We start from the raw sequence: 17,564 nt of genomic DNA on the forward strand, positions 1-17,564 counted from the left end.
AAGACACTTAACTCATTGACGGTTAAGCATGTTGATAATAAAGTCCGCGACATGAGCATCGACATGACGATGATGTACGCCCTCCACGACGCCCTCAGACGCGAGCTCGATCGGGTCGCCCGCCTGACCGAGACCCCCGACGGCCTGCTCAAGGCCACCGTGACCTGGGATCTGTTCACCACCTACCTGCACATCCACCACACGTCGGAAGACGACGCCCTGTGGCCCGCCCTGCGGAAGGTCGTCCCGGAGACCGACCTGGCCCTCCTCGACGCCATGGAGGCCGAACACGCCGTCATCGACCCCGCCCTGGCCGCCGTCGAGTCGAGCGCCGCCGGCGACCTGGCCGAGAACGTGGCCGTCCTGCGCGACCGGCTCACCGCCCACCTCCGGCACGAGGAGCGTGAGACCCTGCCCCTGATCGCCGCCACCCTCCCCCAGGAGGAGTGGGCCCGCTTCGGCGCGCTCCACCGTCAGCGCGTGGGCGGCGACACCGGCCGCTATCTGCCCTGGATGCTCGACTCCGCCGCCGACGACCTCGCCGACCGTGTGCTGAGCTCCCTGCCCGACTCCATGAAGGCCGCCTACCGGGACGAGTGGCTCCCGGCATACCGCACGATGCGTGTCACATCCGGTCCAGGTGGTACGTCTACGGGGTCATGACTTTCAGTGAGCACCGGAAGGTCCTGCTCGGGGTCGCCTACCGCGTCCTCGGCAGCGTCACCGACGCCGAAGACGTCGTCCAGGAGGCCTGGCTGCGCTGGTCTCAGCTCCCCGAGGGCCACGCCGACGACGAGCGCGCCTATCTCGTCCGGGTCACCACGAACCTGGCCATCGACCGGCTCCGGCACGTCAAGACGCGCCGGGAGTCCTACGTCGGCCCCTGGCTCCCGGAGCTCGTCAGCACGCCCGACGTCGCCGAGGAGGCCGAGCTCGCCGACTCGGTCGAGCTGGCGCTCCTGGTCGTGCTGGAGACGCTCTCGCCGCTGGAGAGAGCGGTCTTCGTCCTGAGGGAGGCGTTCGGCTACAGCCACGCCGAGATCGGCGCCGTCCTGGGCCGCGACGAGGCGGCCGTCCGGCAGCTCGCCAAACGCGCCCGCGACCACGTCAGGGAGCGGCGGCCCCGCTACGACGTCGACCGCGGCGAGCGCCGCGAGATCACCGAGCGGTTCGTCAGCGCCGCCGCCGGGGGCGACCTCGACGGGCTGACCGCCCTGCTGGCCCGAGACGTCACGCTGGTCGGCGACGGCGGCGGCAAGGCCAAGGCGCCGCGGAACATCCTCGCCGGGGCCGTGAACGTGGCCAGGTTCCTGATCTCCATCGCCTCCGAGCGCGGCGTCAGCCGCTTCCTCGGCGGTCTCGACGCCGAGCTCTCCATCGAGATCGCCAGCGTGAACGGGGGGCCGGCGGTCGTCGTCCACGCCGACGGGCGGGTGGCGGCGGTTTTCTCGCTGGTCGTGGCCGACGGGCTGGTCCAGACGGTGTTCGTCGTCGCCAACCCGGAGAAGATGTCACATCTGTGAGATCGCGCCCGTCCACGGGTGCATGACACAGATCACCATCATCGGCGGCGGGCTCGCCGGCCTCACTGCGGCCATCGCCTGCGCGGAGGAGGGCGCGGACGTCCTGCTCCACGAGGCCCACCGGACCCTCGGCGGCCGGGCCCGGTCGACCGCCGAACCCTACGTCGCCAACGACGGCACCCACGTCCTCTACTCCGACGGAGCGCCGTTCCGCTGGCTCGACCGGCGCGGCCTGGCCGGGCCCTGCCGGTCGCTGACCCTGAAGGAGTTCCGGAAGTTCCGGGTCCGGTACGACTCCCGTCTGCTCGCCCGCCCTCCGCGCCCCCTGGTCAGGGCTCTGCTGAAGCGGGGCCTCGACGCCCCCGTCCACGAGAGTTTCGCGAGCTGGGGACAGCGCCACCTGGGCGAGGAGGCGACGAACGCCGTGGCCGGCCTGCTGGGCGTGGTCACCTACGAGGCCGACCCGGGCCGCCTGTCGGCGAAGTTCGTCTGGGACCGGTTCCGGCGCGTCTCGCGACCCGGCTTCCCGTCCCCCCGCTACGTCGTCGGCGGCTGGGGCCGCATGATCGGGCGCATGGCCGCGCGGGCCCGCGACCTCGGCGTCACGATCGAGACCGGTTCGCGGGTCACCGAACCGCCCTCGGGCCCCGTCATCGTCGCCACCGGCCTGGACGCCGCCCGCACCCTCCTCGGCGACCCGGCCCTGACGTGGGAGAGCGGCCGGTCGGCCCTGCTCGACCTCGGCCTCACGCGGGACCCCGCCGACGCCTTCGTGGTCTCCGATCTCGACGAGGGCGGCTTCTTGGAACGGTACTCCTCGCCCGATCCGACCCTCGCGCCCGAGAACGAGAGCCTGATTCAGCTCCAGATGCCCCTGCGTCCCGGCGAGGGCAAGAACGAGGGGATCGCCCGTCTGGAGCGGCTCGCCGACCTCGGTCTCCCCCGCTGGCGCGACCGCGTCACCTGGCGCAGGGAGGCCCTCGCCTCAGGCCGCACCGGGGCCCTTGACCTGCCCGGACTCACCTGGAGGGACCGTCCGGCCATCGACCGGGGCGACGGCGTCCGGCTCGCCGGAGACAGCGTCGCGGCGCCCGGCCTGCTGAGCGAGGTGGCGGTCAACAGCGCGCTGGAGGCGGCCCGCCGGGCGGTCGCGTCGATCGGGAAAACCCGGCAGATGAAGTAAAGGATGGGGGCAGATTGGCCCGATCCACCTCCCATGGCCTAGGCTTAATGAGTGGTCGCCCGAGGCGAGGTCAGGTCGCCTCGGGCGGCCACCCTTATTTCCCGCCCGAAACCCGCTATCCGCGGGCGACCCGCGTCGTCATCGCCAGTTCGTCGCCGTCGAGGGCGAACTCCACCGCGACCGCGTTGAGCTCCCCCGTGCTGGTCAGATGGGTGCCCCCGCAGGGAATCGACGCCTCGGTCCCGGGCAGGAGGCAGCGCCACGTCCGGCGGGCGGTGAGGTCTTCGTCGGGGCAGTCGACCCAGACGGGCGCGTCGGCGGCGATCCACTCCTTGAGCCGCTCGCCCACCTGCGCGGTCAGCGCGGGCAGATCGAGCCCCGCGGGGTCGAAGCCCTTGCGCCGCAACGACTTGCCCAGCCGGTAGACGTCGCGGCTGCCGTGGTTCAGGATCCGCGACGACGTGATCGCGAGCTGGTCGAAGTCGGGGTTGCCCAGGCTGTCGGCGCGGGCCTCCTTGCGCCAGAGCGGCGCCAGCGCCTCGTTGAGCGCCAGCGCCGTCAGGTGGCAGGCGGTGTGGCCGGCCGAGAGGCCGTGGCGGCGGTCGGGGTCGACCCACAACTCGACCTGGCCCTCGATGGGCTCCTCCATGATGTGGACGACGAGCCAGTGCCACCCCTCGGCGCCCCGCTTCACGGGGATCTCGTCGCCGATGTAGAGGGTCTGGCCGTCAGTCGCACCGGTCTGGCAGTCGACCACCCGGGCTCCGGCGAGCAGGCCGGTGTCGGCCGGCTGGTCGGGCCACGCGTGGTCGAGTGGGTGGAACGGGGTCCGGGCCACGATCACTCCGTGCCCGCCCCCCAGCGGCACCCGCGCGACCACTTCCGACGATCCGGTCAGCCCGCCCTTGGGATAGGTGACCTGGGTCGATGCGCGAAGGTCCATGACTGTCATTATCGGGCACGTCGTCCAGGACCCGGTCGCCGCCCACGTACCACCCGGTGACCGCCTGGGCGGCGACCACCACGAAGAGCAGGGCGAACGGCAGCGTCCAGCCGCCGGAGACCTGGTAGAGCAGGCCGACCACGAGGGGCCCGGCCCCGGCGATGAGGTACCCGGCGCTCTGCCCGAACGCCGACAACGCGGCGGTGGCCTCGGCGGTCCGGGTGCGCAGCCCCAGCAGCGCGAGGGCCAGCGGGAACGACCCCATGGCCAGCGACAGCACCAGCGTCCACACCACGATCGCCTGGCCGGTCATCAGCCCGGCGAAGCCGATCACGTAGATGGCGGCGAACCCGAGGATCAGGGGCCGCTGGTCGCGCATCCGGGTCGCCAGGGCGGGCACCACGAGCGAGACCGGGATGCCGACCGCGGCGAAGATCGCCATGACGGTGCCGGTCTGCTCGCCGGTGAACCCGTGGTCGAGCAGGAACTGCGGGAACCAGCCGAAGATGACGTACGCGATCAGGCTCTGCGACCCGAAGTAGCCGGCCATGGCCCAGGCGAGCCGGTTGCGGAGCAGGTCCCCCGGCCGGATCCCGCCGGCGGCCCCGCGCTCGGGCTCGGTGCGCAGCAGCGCGAGCCACGGGATGACCGCCACGGCCGCCAGCGCCGCCCACACCCCGAGGGCGACGTGCCAGTCGCCGTCGGCGGCCTTCTGGATCGGCACGGTCGCCGCCGCCGAGATCATCGTGCCGAACGCGAGCCCGACAGAGTAGAGCGTGGTCAGCGGCCCCGGCCGGGCCGGGAAGTGCCGCTTGATCAGCGTCGGGATCAGCACGTTGCCGATCGCGCCGCCCGAGAGCGCGACCGCGCTGGCCAGCAGGAACACCGCGACGTCGTCGACCATCGACCGGACCAGCAGGCCCACGCCGGTGAGCACGAGCGCCGCCACGAGCAGCCGGTGTTCCCCGGCCCGTCGGGACAGGGCCGGCGTCACCGCGCCGAAGGCGGCGAAGCAGAGGACCGGCAGCGTGGTGAGCACCCCCGCGGTCACCGCCGACATGCCGAGAGAGTCTCTGATCTGGTCGAGCACCGGGCCGACGCTGCTGACCGCGGTACGCAGGTTCAGCGCGGCCAGCACGATCCCCAAGGCCACCAGCCAGGCGATCGATCCGGTACGACTTCGGCGGGCGGCGATCGCTGCCATGCCTAACTCAATCCCCCACTCATCGAATCATCCTATGATTCGACAAAGTTTAGGACTCCTTTGTCCAGTTAGGCAAACTGGTTGTAATAAATGTGGGCGGCCCGGAGGCCGCCCACGGGTGGATCAGGCCACCGGAGGGGTCAGCGGCGGGCCTTCGTCGTGGCGGGGGTTGCCGTAAGGGCGGGGCGTCGGCCCAGGCGGGGGCAGGGTCGTGTCGCCCGGCAGGGTGCCGCCCGGCTCGTGCCGGTCGCCGACGTCGCCGCGCCAGCCGCCGGTCGCGTGGCCCCGCGACTCGATGAACTCCTTGAACCGGCCGAGGTCGCCGTTGACCCGCATGCGGACGATCTGCAGCGCGTCGCCCATGGTCTCGGTGAACCCCTCGGGGTCGTACTCCATCCGCAGGGTGACCCGGCAGGCGGCGGCCCCGAGGGTCTCGAAGGTCACCGTCCCGGACTGGCGGGGACGCTCCAGCGACCGCCATTCGATGCGGTGGTCGGGGGTCTGCTCGGTGATCTCGGCCTCGAACTCGCGCCGGATCCCGGCGATCTCGACGACCCAGTGCGTACGCCGGTCGTCAAGCTGCTTGACCGACTCCACGCCTTCCATGAATTCGGGGAAGGACTCGAACTGAGTCCACTGGTCGTAGGCGGTACGGATCGGCACATCCACGTCCACCGTGTGTTCGATCGTGCTCACTGCCGTTCCTCCTGAAATGTCGGGGAACGGTCACCCCTGCCCGCGTCGGCGGGTTCCGAACAACCAGAGAAGCCCGATCACGGGCAGCACGAGCGGGATGAACAGATAGCCGCTGCCGTAGCCCGACCACACGGTCGCGTGCGGGAAGGCCTGCGAGTCGACGACCGACAGGGTCCCGACCACGAGCACACCGGCCAGCTCGATCAGGCACGCCGCCACCGCCAGCCGCTCGTTCCCCCTGGCCAGCGCCACGGTCAGCACGATGTAGACGACCGCCGCGAACGCCGACAACGAGTAGGCCAGCGGCGCCTCGGAGAACTTGGCCGCGATCTGCACCCCGGCCCGCGCCGAGGCGGCCAGCGCGAAGATCCCGTAGACCGCGACGAGCACCCGGCCGGGCCCGGTGTTGACCCCGGTGGTCACGGCATGTCCCACAACTGCAACAACCGCCCCGTCATCACCCCGGCCGTGAAAGCGGCCACGGCGATCACCGCGGGCCCCCAGCGGGTGCGCTCGGCCCGGCCCCACCACAGGGCCGCCGGCGGGATGACGATCGTGCCGATGAGGTAGCCGACGAAAGTGGCCTGCTCGGTCACCTGACCGGCCTTCGGAAGGGCGATCACGGCCTGCACGACGAGGGCCAGCTCGACCAGGACCAGCCCGGCCAGGATGAGCGCCCCCATGGGCCGGTTCCGGATCGCCGTGACGAGGGAGACGACGGCCAGCAGCAGGGCCGCGCCGATCACCCATCCGGAATAGGCGGAGAACATGCCCAGCAGGGTACCGGTGGCCAATGCCGGTCCGTGCGCCACGGCCGACACCGCCGGCCTGATCCGGTTCGTGCAGCTCACAGGCGATGGCGCGCGTCCTGCGGCCGGTCGCGGCCCTCGGCACAGGTCACCCACCGGCGCGGCCGGCAGGACCGCCGGCCGCGCCGGGATGTGGACCGGCTGGTGCGGGGCCCCTCAGCCTTCGGCGGTCTCCCGCACCAGCAGGTCCACCACATCGGTGGCCTGCCCCTTCTTCCGGTACGCCGCCCGCTGCCGCGCCGCCGACCCGCCGAGCCGCACCGCCTCCAGGGCCAGCGCCGACACCGTCTCCCAGTCGCCGAGCGCCTCCAGGGTCGGGCGCAACTCCTCCAGCAGCGTCTCCACCAGCAGCCCGGCCGGGCCCGGTTTCCCGGTGAGCGGCGAGATGAGGTCGCCGCCCAGCCCGGAACGGGCCGCCCGCCAGGTCGCCGCGCGCAACATCGCGGGCCGCTGGTCGAACCGGGGCGGCGTCCCGGCCTCCACCGCGTCGGTCTCCCGGACGACCAGGGCCCGGAACAGCCCGGCCAGCAGGACCATGTCGTCGACCCGGGGAACCGCGTCGCAGACCCGCAGCTCCATCGTCGGCACGTGCGCCGACAACCGGATGTCGAAGTAGACCATCCCCCGGTCGTCGATCACCCCGGAGGTGACCAGGTCGGCGACGGTCTGGTCGTATTCGGCCGCCGACGCGAACGGCCCGAGCGGCCCGGCGGTCGGCCAGCGCTGCCAGGCCAGGGTCCGGCTGCTGGCGTAGCCGCTGTCGGTCTCGAACCAGTAGGGCGAACTCGCCGAGACGGCCAGTAAGACGGGCAGCCACGGCTGCACCCGCTGTGCCACCAGCACGGCCAGATCGCGGTCGGTGATCTCCACGTGCACCTGGCCGCCGCAGATGAACTGCTCGCGGGCGATGTACTGGTAGGTGTCGAGCAGGTATTCGTAACGTTCGTCGGCGGTGAGCTCGAACCCGCCGGAGCCGTGCAGGGGGGCGGTGCCGGAGCCGACGATGCCCAGGCCGTGGGGTTCGGCGCTGGCGATCAGGCGACGGCGCAGCTCGACCAGGTCGGCGCGGAGCGCGGCCAGGTCGGGGGTCGGGGTGCTGTTGGTCTCGACGACGGCCTGCTGGAGCTCGGCCGAGAAACTCTTGCCGGGAAGGCCGTCGAGGACGACATGGGCCTGTGGGGTCAGCCGGCGGCTGACGAGGTCGACGACGTGGAATTCCTCTTCCACGCCCAGCGCCACCAAGCGAGTCATAAGACGTGATCTACCCATCATCCGGTGAATGAGTGCGAACTAGGTCAAGCTGTCGAGCCATGCCTGGTGCAGGCCCGCGAACCGTCCCGCCGCGGCGATCAGCTCGCCGGGCGGGCCGTCTTCGACCACCCGGCCGCCGTCGATCACGAGAACGCGGTCGGCGATCTCCACGGTCGACAGCCGGTGGGCGATGATCAGGGCGGTCCGGCCCGTCAGCACGGTCCGCAGAGCACGCTGGACGAGCCGTTCGCTCGGCACGTCGAGGCTGGAGGTGGCCTCGTCGAGGATGAGCACGGCCGGGTCGGCCAGGAACACCCGGGCGAACGCGACGAGCTGCCGCTGCCCGGCCGACATGCGGGCGCCCCGTTTCCCGGCCTCGCCGTCGAGTGAGGAGACGAACCCCCGCACGCCGACCACCGCCGCGGCCGCCTCGACCTCGGCGGTGGACGCCGACGGCCGCCCGAACCTGATGTTGTCGGCCACGCTGCCGCCGAACAGGTAGTTCTCCTGCGTGACCATGACCACCGCCCGGCGCAGCTCCTCCTCCGCCAGGTCGCGCAGGTCGACGCCGTCGAGGGTGATCCCGCCGGTGACGGGGTCGTAGAACCGGGCGATCAGCTTGGCCAGCGTCGTCTTCCCGGCCCCGGTCGCCCCCACGACCGCGACGGTCTGACCGGCGGGGATGACGAGGTCGAGCCGGTGCAGCACCGGGACGTCGGGGTGGTAGTGGAAACGCACGTCCCGGAACCTCACCTCCCCCCGGGCGGCCGGCAGGGGCGCCGGCACCAGCGGCTCGGGCACGCCCGGACGCTCCTCCAGCACGCCCGACAACTTCTCCAGCGCCGCGCCCGCCGACTGGAGGGTGTTGTAGAACTGGCTGATCTCCTGCATCGGCTCGTAGAACTGACGGAGATACAGCAGGAACGCGGCCAGCACCCCGACGGTGACCTCGCCGTGGACGGCCAGCCAGCCGCCGTAGACCAGCACCGCCGCGATGGTGACGTTGCCGAGCAGCTTCACGCCCGGCTGGAACAGCGCGATCAGCCGCATGCCGGCCAGGTTGGCGGCCCGGTAGCGCTCGTCGAGCTCCTCGAAGATCTCCTGGTTGCGGTCTTCGCGGCGGAAGGTCTGGGCCGCCCTGATGCCGGTCATCGACTCCACGAAGTGGACGATCACCCCGGCGACCGCCTCACGGCTGCGCCGGTAGGTGACCAGGGAGGCCCGCCGGAACCAGCGCGCCATCAGGAACAGCACCGGGAACGGCGCCAGCGCGACCAGCCCGAGCCGCACGTCGAGGACCAGCAACATCACGGCCGTGCCGAACAGCGTCAGCACGGCCGTGATCAGCCCGTCGAAGCCGCCCGCGACCAGTTCGGCGATGGCCTCCACGTCGGAGGTCAGCCGCGAGATCACCCGCCCCGAGGTGTACTTCTCGTGGAAGGCCGGAGAGAGCCGCTGGAACTGCTCGAACACCCGCCGCCGCAGCTCCAGCAGCGTCTCCTGCCCGATCTGCCCGGAGAGCCGGAGGAAGGCCTGCCGGGTCAGCGCCTGGGCGAGCGCGCAGCCGAGGATGGCCGCCACGATCAGCAGCAGGGTGCGGGGACCCTGCGGGATCCCGGTGTCGATGCCGACCTTCACCAGGTAGGGAATCGAGAGCCCCGCCGCGTTCGCCACCACGATCAGCACGACGAGCAGCCCGATCGCCCGGCGGTGCGGGCGCAGCAGATCGCCGAGCAGCCGCCGTGACCGGGCCCGGAGCAGGACGTTCGCCTCCTCGTCGAGGTCGTCGCGGTTCTCCGCCGCGACGCCGCGCCAGTCGGTCAACTCAGCACCTCCTCCGCCGCCAGGAGCGCCCGGTACCCCGGCACCCGGGCCAGTAACTCCCGGTGAGTGCCGACGTGGGTCACCGTGCCCCCGTCGAGGAGGGCGACCCGGTCGGCGAGCAGCACCGTGGAGGCCCGGTGGGCGACCACGATCCCGGTCGCGTCGGCCAGCACGTGGCGCAGGGCGTCCTCGACCAGCGCCTCGGTCTCGACGTCGAGCGCCGACAGGGTGTCGTCGAGCACCAGGACACGGGGCCGCCCGAGCACCGCGCGGGCCAGCGCGAGCCGCTGCCGCTGCCCGCCCGACAACGACATGCCCTGCTCGCCGATCCGGGTGTCGAGCCCCCACGGCAGGTCGTAGGCGAAGGTCGCCTGGGCCACCTCCAGCGCGGCCCGCACCTCGGCGTCGGAGGCGTCGCGGTGACCGAGCGTCACGTTCTCGCGCACGCTCATCGAGAAGAGCGTCGCCTCCTCGAACGCCGTCGCCACGATCGACCGCAGGCACGGCAGGGTCAGGTCCCGCACGTCGTGGCCGTCGATGGTCACCCGGCCCGAGGTGACGTCGAGGAGCCGGGGCACCAGCGCGGTGAGCGTGGTCTTGCCCGAGCCGGTCGCCCCGACGACGGCGAGGGTCTCGCCGGGCCGGACCTCCAGCCACAGGTCGTCGAGCACGGGCCGGTCGGCGCCGGGGAAGCGGAACCCCGCGCCCTCGAACCGCAGGTGCCCGCGTGGCCGGTCGAGCACGAGCGTGCCGCCGACGATGGCGGGCTCGGTGTCGAGCACCTCGAGCACCCGGTCGGCGGCGGTCATCGCCTCTTGGCCCATGGCCAGGATGAACCCGAGCGAGGACACCGGCCAGACGAGCTGCAACACGAAGGAGGTGAACGCCACCAGGGCGCCCAGCGTCAGCGCTCCCCCGCCGACGGCCGTCGCCCCGAGCAGCAGCACCAGGGCCAGGGTGACGCTGGGCACGATCTCCAGGAAGGTGAAGAACCGGGAGGAGAGCCGCACCTTGCCCAGCGCGGTCTCCTTCACGGTCACCGCGAGGGCGTCGTACCGGGAGAAGACGTGGGCGCCGCGCCCGAACGCCTTGATCGTGCGGATGCCGAGCGCCGACTCCTCGACGTGGGTGGCGAGGTCGCCCTGCCGGTCCTGGAGCGTGCGGGAGATCGCCCGGTAGCGCCGCTCGAACCGGTTGGACACCAGGATGATCGGCACCGCCGCGAATGCGACCAGCAGGCCGAGTGGCCAGTAGAGGTTCAGCAGCAGGACCGTCACCACGACGAGCTGGATGACGTTCATGACGAGGAACAGCGCGCCGAACCCGAAGAAGCGGCGGATGGTGCCGAGGTCGGTGGTGGCCCGGGAGAGGAGCTGTCCCGACTGCCACTCGTCGTGGAAGCTCATCGGCAGCCGCTGGAGGTGGGCGTAGAGGTCGTCGCGGAGGGCGGTCTCCACGCCGAACACCGCGACGCCCTGCGTCCAGCGGCGGAACCAGATCATGACCGCCTCGACCACGCCCAGCGCGAGGGCGAGCAGCCCGAGGGGGATCAGGGCGGCGAGGTCACCGCGGGCGATGGGCCCGTCGATGATCTCCTTGCCGACCATGGGGATCGCGAGCCCGGCGGCGATGCCGGCGACCGCGGCGAGCCAGCTCACGATGACGACGGTTGCGAAGGGCCGGAGGTAGGACTTGAGTCGCCAGAGGGACAACAAGTGCATAGTCCCAACGACTACAGGCTCAGCCCGTTTCCCGGGAGGCCACTATCGCGTGCCGTCGTCCTGGAACTCCGGTTTGTCGTCGCTGCTGACGGGTTCGGGGAGGGTGCCGGCGTTGTGCTCGCCGACCCGCCAGCCCTTGCGGCCCTGCTTGAGCACCGACCACGAGCAGTTGCCGAGCCCGCCGAGCGTGTGCCACGACTCGCGCGGCAGCCCGAGCACGGCGAGCATGCCCAGGCGCAGCGCGGCGCCGTGGGAGACGACCACGAGCAGCCCGTCGTCGTCGATCTCCTCGACCCAGCGGAGCATCGCCGCCGACACGCGGGTGGCGACCTCGACCTCGGTCTCGCCGCCCGGAGGCTCGAAGGCGGCGTATTCGGCCGGCCAGCGGGCCGCCATGACGTCGCCCGTCAGGCCCTCCCACTCACCGCCGCCGCGTTCGCGCAGCTCCTTGTCGACGGTGACCGGCAGGCCGGTCACCCGCCCGAGCGCGAGGGCGGTGTCGTGGGCCCGGCTCAGATCGCTCGACACGATCTTCGTCGGCTTGAGCGAGGCCAGCAGCGACGCCGACCGGGCCGCCTGGGCGATCCCGGTCTCGTCGAGCGGGATGTCGGTGTGGCCCTGGAACCGGTGTTCGACGTTCCAGCGGGTCTGGCCGTGCCGGAGGCAGACGATCCGCCGGCTCACCCCTCACCCCGCGCCCGCTGGGCGGCGGCCTGGGCGACGCTCTCGGGCAGCGCGATGGCCGGGCAGTCCTTCCAGAGGCGCTCCAGACCGTAGAAGTGGCGCTCCTCCTCGTGCTGCACGTGGACCACGATGTCGATGTAGTCGAGCAGCACCCAGCGGCCCTCCCGCTCGCCCTCACGGCGGACGGGCTTGGCCTCGGCGTCGACGCGCAGGCGCTCCTCGATCTCGTCGACGATGGCGCGGACCTGGCGGTCGTTGGAGGCCGAGCAGACGACGAATGCGTCGGTGATCACCAGCCGGTCGCTCACGTCGTAGGCGACGATGTCGTCGGCGAGCTTGTCGGCCGCGGCCTCGGCGGCGACCGAAACGAGCTGGATCGATCGTTCAGATGCGGTCACGATGTGGTCTGTTCCTCCATGACGGGGATGTGATCCCAGAGTGCCCACCCCTCGGGGGGCTCTTCAAGCCTATTGCCGCCCTATCGGTAAAGACCCCGCTTGCCGATGTACTGGACGATGCCGTCGGGGACCAGATACCAGATGGGCTGCCCGGCGGCCACGCGCTCCCGGCACTCCGACGACGAGATCGACAGGGCCGGCACCTCGATCAGGCTGACCTTGCCCGTCGGCAGGCCCGGATCGTGCAGGGGGTGGCCGGGCCGGGTGCAGCCGACGAAGTGGGCGATCGTGAACAGCTCCTCGGCGTCGCGCCAGCCGAGTATCTGGGCCAGGGCGTCGGCGCCGGTGATGAAGTAGAGCTCCGTCTCCGGCCCGTACGCCGCCGCGACGTCACGCAGCGTGTCGATCGTGTAGGTCGGGCCCGGCCGGTCGATGTCGACCCGGCTGACCGAGAAGCGCGGGTTCGACGCGGTCGCGATCACGGTCATCAGGTAGCGGTCCTCGGCGGCCGAGACCGTGCGGTCGGCCTTCTGCCACGGCTGGCCCGTCGGGACGAAGACGACCTCGTCCAGGTCGAAGTGGTGGGCGACCTCGCTCGCGGCCACCAGGTGGCCGTGGTGGATGGGGTCGAAGGTGCCGCCCATGATGCCAAGCCGCCTGGTGGTGGCCCCGTTTCTCATAGCACGGACGATAACGTCCGCCCTCTCACCGGGTTCATGCGCGGCGCGGGAAACACCGACGTAGCATGCCGAGCATGACCACTCCCGATCGCACCCGCACGCCGCTGCCCGGCATCAGCTCCCGCGCCTACGAGCATCCCGCGGACCGGTCCGCCCTGGTGGCGATGCGCTCGCTGACCGGGTTCGACTCGGTGCTCAAGCGCACCTCCGGGCTCTTCTCCGAGCGGCGGCTGCGCCTGATGTTCCTCGCCTCGGCGGTCCGCACGTCGGAGACCCAGTTCCGGGGCCTCTACGACATGGGCCGCGACAGCGCCTACATCCTCGACCTGGCCCGGATCCCCGAGGTCTACGTCCAGCAGGATCCCAAGGTCTACGCGATGGCGATCGGCTTCGACGAGCCCTTCATCGTCGTCTCGACCGGCTGTCTCGACCTGCTCGACGAGGAGGAACTGCGGTTCGTCATCGGCCACGAGACGGCCCACATCCTGTCGGGGCACGCGGTCTACGGCACGATGCTGCAGATCCTCACCCGGCTGGCCACCCGGGTCGCCTGGATCCCCCTCGGCTACATCGGCCTGCGCGTGATCGTCGCCGCCCTCGAAGAGTGGGCCCGCAAGGCCGAGATGTCCGCCGACCGTGGTGGTCTTCTCGCGGGTCAGGACCCCGAGGCCGCGCTGCGCGCCCTGATGAAGCTGGCCGGCGGCTCGCGCCTCCACGAGATGAACATCGAGGCCTTCCTCGACCAGGCCCGCGAATACGACACCGCCGGCGACGTCCGCGACGGCCTGCTCAAGGTGCTCAACCTGCTGGGCACCACCCACCCGTTCGCGGTCACCCGGGTCGCCGAGCTCGACCGCTGGCGCCGAAGCGGCGACTACGACCGCGTCCTCACCGGCGACTACCCCCGCCGCACCGACGACCACAACGCCAAGATCTCCGACGAGGTCAAGGCCGCCGCGGCGTCCTACCGCGAGTCGTGGTCGCAGTCGCAGGACCCGTTCATCGGCGTGCTCCGCGACGTCGCCGAGGGCGCGGTCAACGCCGGAGAACGCATCTTCAACCGCTTCTCCCGCCGGGAGAACTAGAAGAGCGAGCCGACGATCCTGACGGCGGCGGCGCAGATCGCGACGAACCCGCCGAGCACCGCCAGCGCGCGCAGCCCCTCCCTGCGCAGCTCCGGCAGCTCGGCGCCGACCTTCTCGACCTCGCGGCCGATGATCGCGCCGCAGACCACGCTGAAGACCAGCCCCGCGACCGTGACGGGCACGGCCTGATTCCACCAGTCGGGGGCCAGCCGTCCCCCCGCGGTCGCCCACAACGCCCCGAACGCCAGCGCCCCGGCGGGCAGCCCCGGCCAGGCGACCCCGGCGATCAGCGCACCCGAGAACGACACCGGGAACAGCCCGATCCGCAGGGCCTTCTTCAGCCGTCCGGGCCGGCGCTTCCTCGTCAGCCAGTGCCCGACCCAGAGGGCACGGGCCAGCACGACGAACACCCCGGTCACCGCGAACGTGGCGACCGGGTAGACCACACACGCGATCACACAGGGCACCGCCACGGCGGCCAGCATCAGCAGCGAGGTCCCGCCCGTGGGCACCGCCTCGGGCGGCGGCTTGACGCTCCGCCTCCGCCGCGTCTGCACCGCGGCCTCGGCCCCGAGCCGCGACTCGGCCTCTTCCCTGCCGGCCTTGTCCTTCGTACGCCGCGACTCGGCCGACGGCGCGGCGGAGTCGGCCGGGCCGGCGTCCCGGGCCCGGCGGCCACCTTCGGCCGGACCGGCACCGGCGGCGTCCCGCGTGCGACGGCCGCCCTCGGCGGACCGGGCAACGCCGGACTCCCGGACCCGGCGGCCACCTTCGGCCAGACCGGCACCGGCCGTGTCCCGGGTGCGACGGCCACTCTCGGCCGAACCGGCACCCGCGGCATCCCGAGCCCGGCGATCACCCTCAGGCGACCCCGAACCGCTCGCGTCCCGGCCCCGGCCGGCCGCAGCCGATTGCGAACCGCCCGCGTCCCGGCCTCGGCCACCTGCGGCCGAACCGGAATCACCCGTGTCCCGGCCGCGACCACCCGCCGCCGAACCGGAACCGGCGGCGTCCCATGCGCGACGACCGCCCTCGGCCGGCCCCGCGCCGGCCGCGTCCCGGGTACGGCGCGCACCGTCGGCCGCCCCGGTGCCGGCGGCATCCCGGGCACGACGGCCACCGTCAGCCGCCCCAGCAGCGGCCGCGTCCCGGCCGAGACGCCCGCCGTCAGCCGGACTCGAACCGCCGGAGTCCCAGCCCCGACGCCCGCCGTCAGCCGAGCTCGGACCGCCGGATTCCCGGCCGCGGCGCCCGCCGTCAGGCGAGCCGCCTCCGACACCGTCTCGGGCGCGGCGCCCGTCGGGGGTGCTGCCGCCGTTCTCGCGGTTTCGGCGGCCTCCGTCGGTTTCCCGGCCTGCGGGCTCGTCCACGCTCTCGCGGCCGCGGGAACGCCGGGTGGTCTCGCCTTCGGCCTGGGCCTCCTTCTCGCGGGCGTCGTGTTCCTCCGCGGCGCGGACCAGCCGGGTCATCCGGTCGGCGAGGATCGCGGCGGTGGGGCGTTTGGCCGGGTCGCGGTTGAGGGCGGCCCTGATCTGCGGGAGCAGGGCGGGCGGCACGTCCTTGAGGTCGGCCTTGCCGTGGAGGATGGCGTACATCTGGGACTCGGCGGAGCCGCCGCCGAAGGTGGGGCGGCCGGTGGCGGCGAAGGCCACGGTGGCCGCCCAGGCGTGCAGGTCGGCCGGTTCGCCGACCTGTTCGCCGGCGAAGAGCTCGGGCGCGGCGTAGCCGGGGGTGCCGAGGAAGGTCCCGGTCTGGGTCATCCGGGTCGCGTCGAGGACCTGGGCGATGCCGAAGTCGATCAGCACCGGGCCCTCGTCGCCGATCAGCACGTTGGCCGGTTTCAGGTCGCGGTGGACGATCCCGGCGGCGTGGATGATCGCCAGTGCGGTGGCCAGGCCGCGCGCGAGGCGGATGACCTCCACCTCGGGCAGCGGCCCGTCGCGTTTCACCGCGTTGAGCAGGGTGTCGCCCGCGATGTGCTCCATGACCAGGTAGGGCCGGTCACCGGAGAGGTCGGCGTCGAGGACCCGCGCCACGTAGGGACTCTCCACCCGCCGCAGCGCGCGGACCTCGCGATCGAGCCGTAATCGGGCGTCGGCGTCGCCTTCGATGGCTTCGCGGAGCATCTTCAGGGCGACCTGCTCGCCCCGTTTGGTGGCCGCGAGATAGACCTCACCCATGCCACCACGGCCCAGGCGCTCCAGGAGCGCGTATGGGCCGACCCGCCCCAGACGTCCACCCATAGGTGTGGTCACGATAGTGGAGCGCCACGACATTTCCCCGGAGGCACGCCGGTCATCGTCGGAAGACGTACCGATCCAGCGAGATCCGGCCGGGACCGGCCACGGCGAGCATGACCGCCACCGCGCCGAGGGCCGTGACGAGTTCGAACGAGCCGTCCTTGACGTGCACGAACAGGAACGCGCCCGACATCACCGCGAACAACATGGCCCCGGCGACGGCGGTCAGCAGGCCGAGCACGAGCATGATCCCGCCGCCGAGTTCGGCGACCGTGGCGAACCAGGCCGACGCGCGCGGGGCGGGCACGCCCGCCTGCGTCATCGCCTGGGTGGTGGCGTCGATGCCGCCGCGGGCCTTGGCCCAGCCGTGCTGGATGAACGTGACTCCCAGCGCGACCCGGCCGAACAGGGCGGCGGCGTCGTACAGGGCGGGCCTCACCGGAGCAGGTGGTCGAGGCGGGCGCCGCGCTCGGCCGGACGGGGGGCGGAGAGCCGCCAGCGAACCAGCCCATGCCGCTCCAGGGCGAGCAGCAGCCGGTCGGCGCCCGCGACGACGGCCACGATGAAGCTCAGCGTGACGAGAAGATCCATGTGTCCAATGATTCACCGGCGGTCACTCAGAGTGACTGAAGTGGTCGCCAAGTCATCCTCAAGAGCCTTAAGCCACTCTTTGACCCATGAACGAACCCGTTACCGTCGTCGTGGCCGGCGAGACCTACCTCTACACCGAAGGAGTCCGCTGGGCCCTGGCCGAGGCCCCCGGAATCACGCTGCTGGCTCTGGCCCACGACGGTCCGGACGCGCTGAAGGCCGCCGTCAAGCTCGGTCCCGACATCCTGCTGATCGACCTGACCCTCCTGCACGAGGTCGACTACATCGCCCGCCGCTGCCCCGACGTCAAGATCATCGTGGTCAGCCAGCACGCCGACGAGCTCAGCCTGATGGCCGCCATGCGGGCCGGCGCGCGGGGCTACGTCATGACGAGCGCCCACCCGGCCGAACTGGCCGCCGCGATCCGCGCCGTCGGGGTCGGCCACCTGGTCTTCGCCCGCGAGGTGGCCGCCGGCTTGCGGGAGAAGCTGACCACGCGGTCGGCCCGGACCACCTTCCCCGAGCTGACCACCCGCGAGCACGAGGTGCTGGAGCACCTGGCCGACGGCCGCAGCAACGCCGAGATCGCCAAGGTGATGTGCCTGGCGCCGAAGACGGTCCGCAACCACGTCAGCAACGTGCTGACGAAGCTGGAGGCCGAGAGCCGGTTCGACGCCGCCCTGCGGGCCCGCGACGCCGGCCTCGGCACCAGGATCCTCGTCAGGGCCTAGC

Annotated in this window: 19 protein-coding genes; 5 read left to right on the forward strand and 14 right to left on the reverse strand. The window is 72.1% G+C overall.

Annotated elements, in window-relative coordinates; genetic code table 11:
* The first annotated feature begins 51 nt into the window (after window positions 1–51).
* The 3 genes from AW273_RS16255 to AW273_RS16265 are packed head-to-tail and all read left to right on the forward strand — an operon-like array spanning window position 52 to window position 2,706.
* A complete protein-coding gene (locus AW273_RS16255; RefSeq protein ID WP_062349150.1) occupies window positions 52–663 on the forward strand; it encodes a hemerythrin domain-containing protein in 612 nt (203 codons plus the stop codon).
* Window positions 660–1,523 (forward strand): RNA polymerase sigma factor SigJ, encoded by an 864-nt coding sequence (gene sigJ, locus AW273_RS16260; RefSeq protein WP_062349151.1) that lies wholly within the window; start codon window positions 660–662, stop codon window positions 1,521–1,523. The genes AW273_RS16255 and sigJ overlap by 4 nt, the downstream gene beginning before the upstream one ends.
* 22 nt (window positions 1,524–1,545) lie before the next feature.
* Window positions 1,546–2,706 (forward strand): FAD-dependent oxidoreductase, encoded by a 1,161-nt coding sequence (locus AW273_RS16265; RefSeq protein WP_062349152.1) that lies wholly within the window; start codon window positions 1,546–1,548, stop codon window positions 2,704–2,706.
* Between the two features lie 115 nt (window positions 2,707–2,821).
* On the opposite strand, the gene AW273_RS37905 is transcribed toward AW273_RS16265, so the two are convergent.
* The 11 genes from AW273_RS37905 to nadD all read right to left on the reverse strand — a co-directional run bounded on the left by AW273_RS37905 (window position 2,822) and on the right by nadD (window position 12,916).
* Window positions 2,822–3,544 (reverse strand): alanyl-tRNA editing protein, encoded by a 723-nt coding sequence (locus AW273_RS37905; protein WP_083949806.1) that lies wholly within the window; start codon window positions 3,542–3,544, stop codon window positions 2,822–2,824.
* Window positions 3,435–4,853: a CynX/NimT family MFS transporter gene (locus AW273_RS36275; protein WP_083949807.1), complete on the reverse strand. Its 1,419-nt coding sequence runs from the start codon at window positions 4,851–4,853 to the stop codon at window positions 3,435–3,437. The genes AW273_RS37905 and AW273_RS36275 overlap by 110 nt, the downstream gene beginning before the upstream one ends.
* A 123-nt stretch (window positions 4,854–4,976) precedes the next feature.
* The gene (locus tag AW273_RS16280; protein WP_062349154.1) at window positions 4,977–5,549 is read right to left on the reverse strand and encodes an SRPBCC family protein; all 573 of its coding nucleotides are present in this window, start codon (window positions 5,547–5,549) and stop codon (window positions 4,977–4,979) included.
* A gap of 30 nt (window positions 5,550–5,579) precedes the next feature.
* Window positions 5,580–5,972, reverse strand: coding sequence for a hypothetical protein (locus AW273_RS16285; protein WP_198168171.1), 393 nt, complete (start codon window positions 5,970–5,972; stop codon window positions 5,580–5,582).
* Complete coding sequence (locus AW273_RS16290; RefSeq protein ID WP_062349185.1) at window positions 5,969–6,319, reverse strand: hypothetical protein; 351 nt, start codon at window positions 6,317–6,319, stop codon at window positions 5,969–5,971. Before AW273_RS16290 ends, AW273_RS16285 begins: the two co-directional genes overlap by 4 nt.
* Before the next feature lie 195 nt (window positions 6,320–6,514).
* Window positions 6,515–7,609, reverse strand: coding sequence for a carboxylate-amine ligase (locus AW273_RS16295; protein ID WP_232327450.1), 1,095 nt, complete (start codon window positions 7,607–7,609; stop codon window positions 6,515–6,517).
* Window positions 7,610–7,648: 39 nt separating this feature from the next.
* The gene (locus AW273_RS16300; protein ID WP_062349157.1) at window positions 7,649–9,433 is read right to left on the reverse strand and encodes an ABC transporter ATP-binding protein; all 1,785 of its coding nucleotides are present in this window, start codon (window positions 9,431–9,433) and stop codon (window positions 7,649–7,651) included.
* A complete protein-coding gene (locus AW273_RS16305) occupies window positions 9,430–11,091 on the reverse strand; it encodes an ABC transporter ATP-binding protein (RefSeq protein ID WP_232327453.1) in 1,662 nt (553 codons plus the stop codon). Before AW273_RS16305 ends, AW273_RS16300 begins: the two co-directional genes overlap by 4 nt.
* A gap of 105 nt (window positions 11,092–11,196) precedes the next feature.
* Window positions 11,197–11,838: a histidine phosphatase family protein gene (locus tag AW273_RS16310; RefSeq protein WP_062349159.1), complete on the reverse strand. Its 642-nt coding sequence runs from the start codon at window positions 11,836–11,838 to the stop codon at window positions 11,197–11,199.
* Entirely contained in the window at window positions 11,835–12,236 is a 402-nt protein-coding gene (gene rsfS / locus AW273_RS16315) for a ribosome silencing factor (protein WP_030454810.1), read from the reverse strand. The genes AW273_RS16310 and rsfS overlap by 4 nt, the downstream gene beginning before the upstream one ends.
* 80 nt (window positions 12,237–12,316) lie before the next feature.
* A complete protein-coding gene (gene nadD / locus AW273_RS16320) occupies window positions 12,317–12,916 on the reverse strand; it encodes a nicotinate-nucleotide adenylyltransferase (RefSeq protein WP_062349160.1) in 600 nt (199 codons plus the stop codon).
* A 65-nt stretch (window positions 12,917–12,981) separates the two neighbouring features.
* Here nadD and AW273_RS16325 point away from each other — a divergent pair, with 65 nt between their 5' ends.
* Window positions 12,982–14,001 carry a M48 family metallopeptidase gene (locus AW273_RS16325; protein ID WP_083949808.1) on the forward strand — a complete coding sequence of 340 codons (1,020 nt, stop codon included), beginning with the start codon at window positions 12,982–12,984 and terminating at the stop codon, window positions 13,999–14,001.
* Here the strand turns inward: AW273_RS16325 and AW273_RS16330 are convergent.
* The 3 genes from AW273_RS16330 to AW273_RS37235 all read right to left on the reverse strand — a co-directional run bounded on the left by AW273_RS16330 (window position 13,998) and on the right by AW273_RS37235 (window position 16,832).
* A complete protein-coding gene (locus AW273_RS16330; RefSeq protein WP_232327454.1) occupies window positions 13,998–16,181 on the reverse strand; it encodes a protein kinase domain-containing protein in 2,184 nt (727 codons plus the stop codon). The genes AW273_RS16325 and AW273_RS16330 overlap by 4 nt on opposite strands.
* Before the next feature lie 115 nt (window positions 16,182–16,296).
* Window positions 16,297–16,680 carry a DoxX family protein gene (locus AW273_RS16335; protein WP_030454814.1) on the reverse strand — a complete coding sequence of 128 codons (384 nt, stop codon included), beginning with the start codon at window positions 16,678–16,680 and terminating at the stop codon, window positions 16,297–16,299.
* Window positions 16,677–16,832, reverse strand: a complete 156-nt coding sequence (locus tag AW273_RS37235) for a hypothetical protein (protein WP_157555845.1) — start codon at window positions 16,830–16,832, stop codon at window positions 16,677–16,679. Before AW273_RS37235 ends, AW273_RS16335 begins: the two co-directional genes overlap by 4 nt.
* A gap of 86 nt (window positions 16,833–16,918) precedes the next feature.
* Between AW273_RS37235 and AW273_RS16340 the strand changes: the two genes are divergently transcribed.
* A complete protein-coding gene (locus tag AW273_RS16340; protein WP_062349162.1) occupies window positions 16,919–17,563 on the forward strand; it encodes a LuxR C-terminal-related transcriptional regulator in 645 nt (214 codons plus the stop codon).
* The last annotated feature ends 1 nt before the right edge of the window (window position 17,564 follow it).

The sequence above is a fragment of the Herbidospora yilanensis genome (assembly GCF_001570565.1).
Classification (GTDB): Bacteria; Actinomycetota; Actinomycetes; order Streptosporangiales; family Streptosporangiaceae; genus Herbidospora; species Herbidospora yilanensis.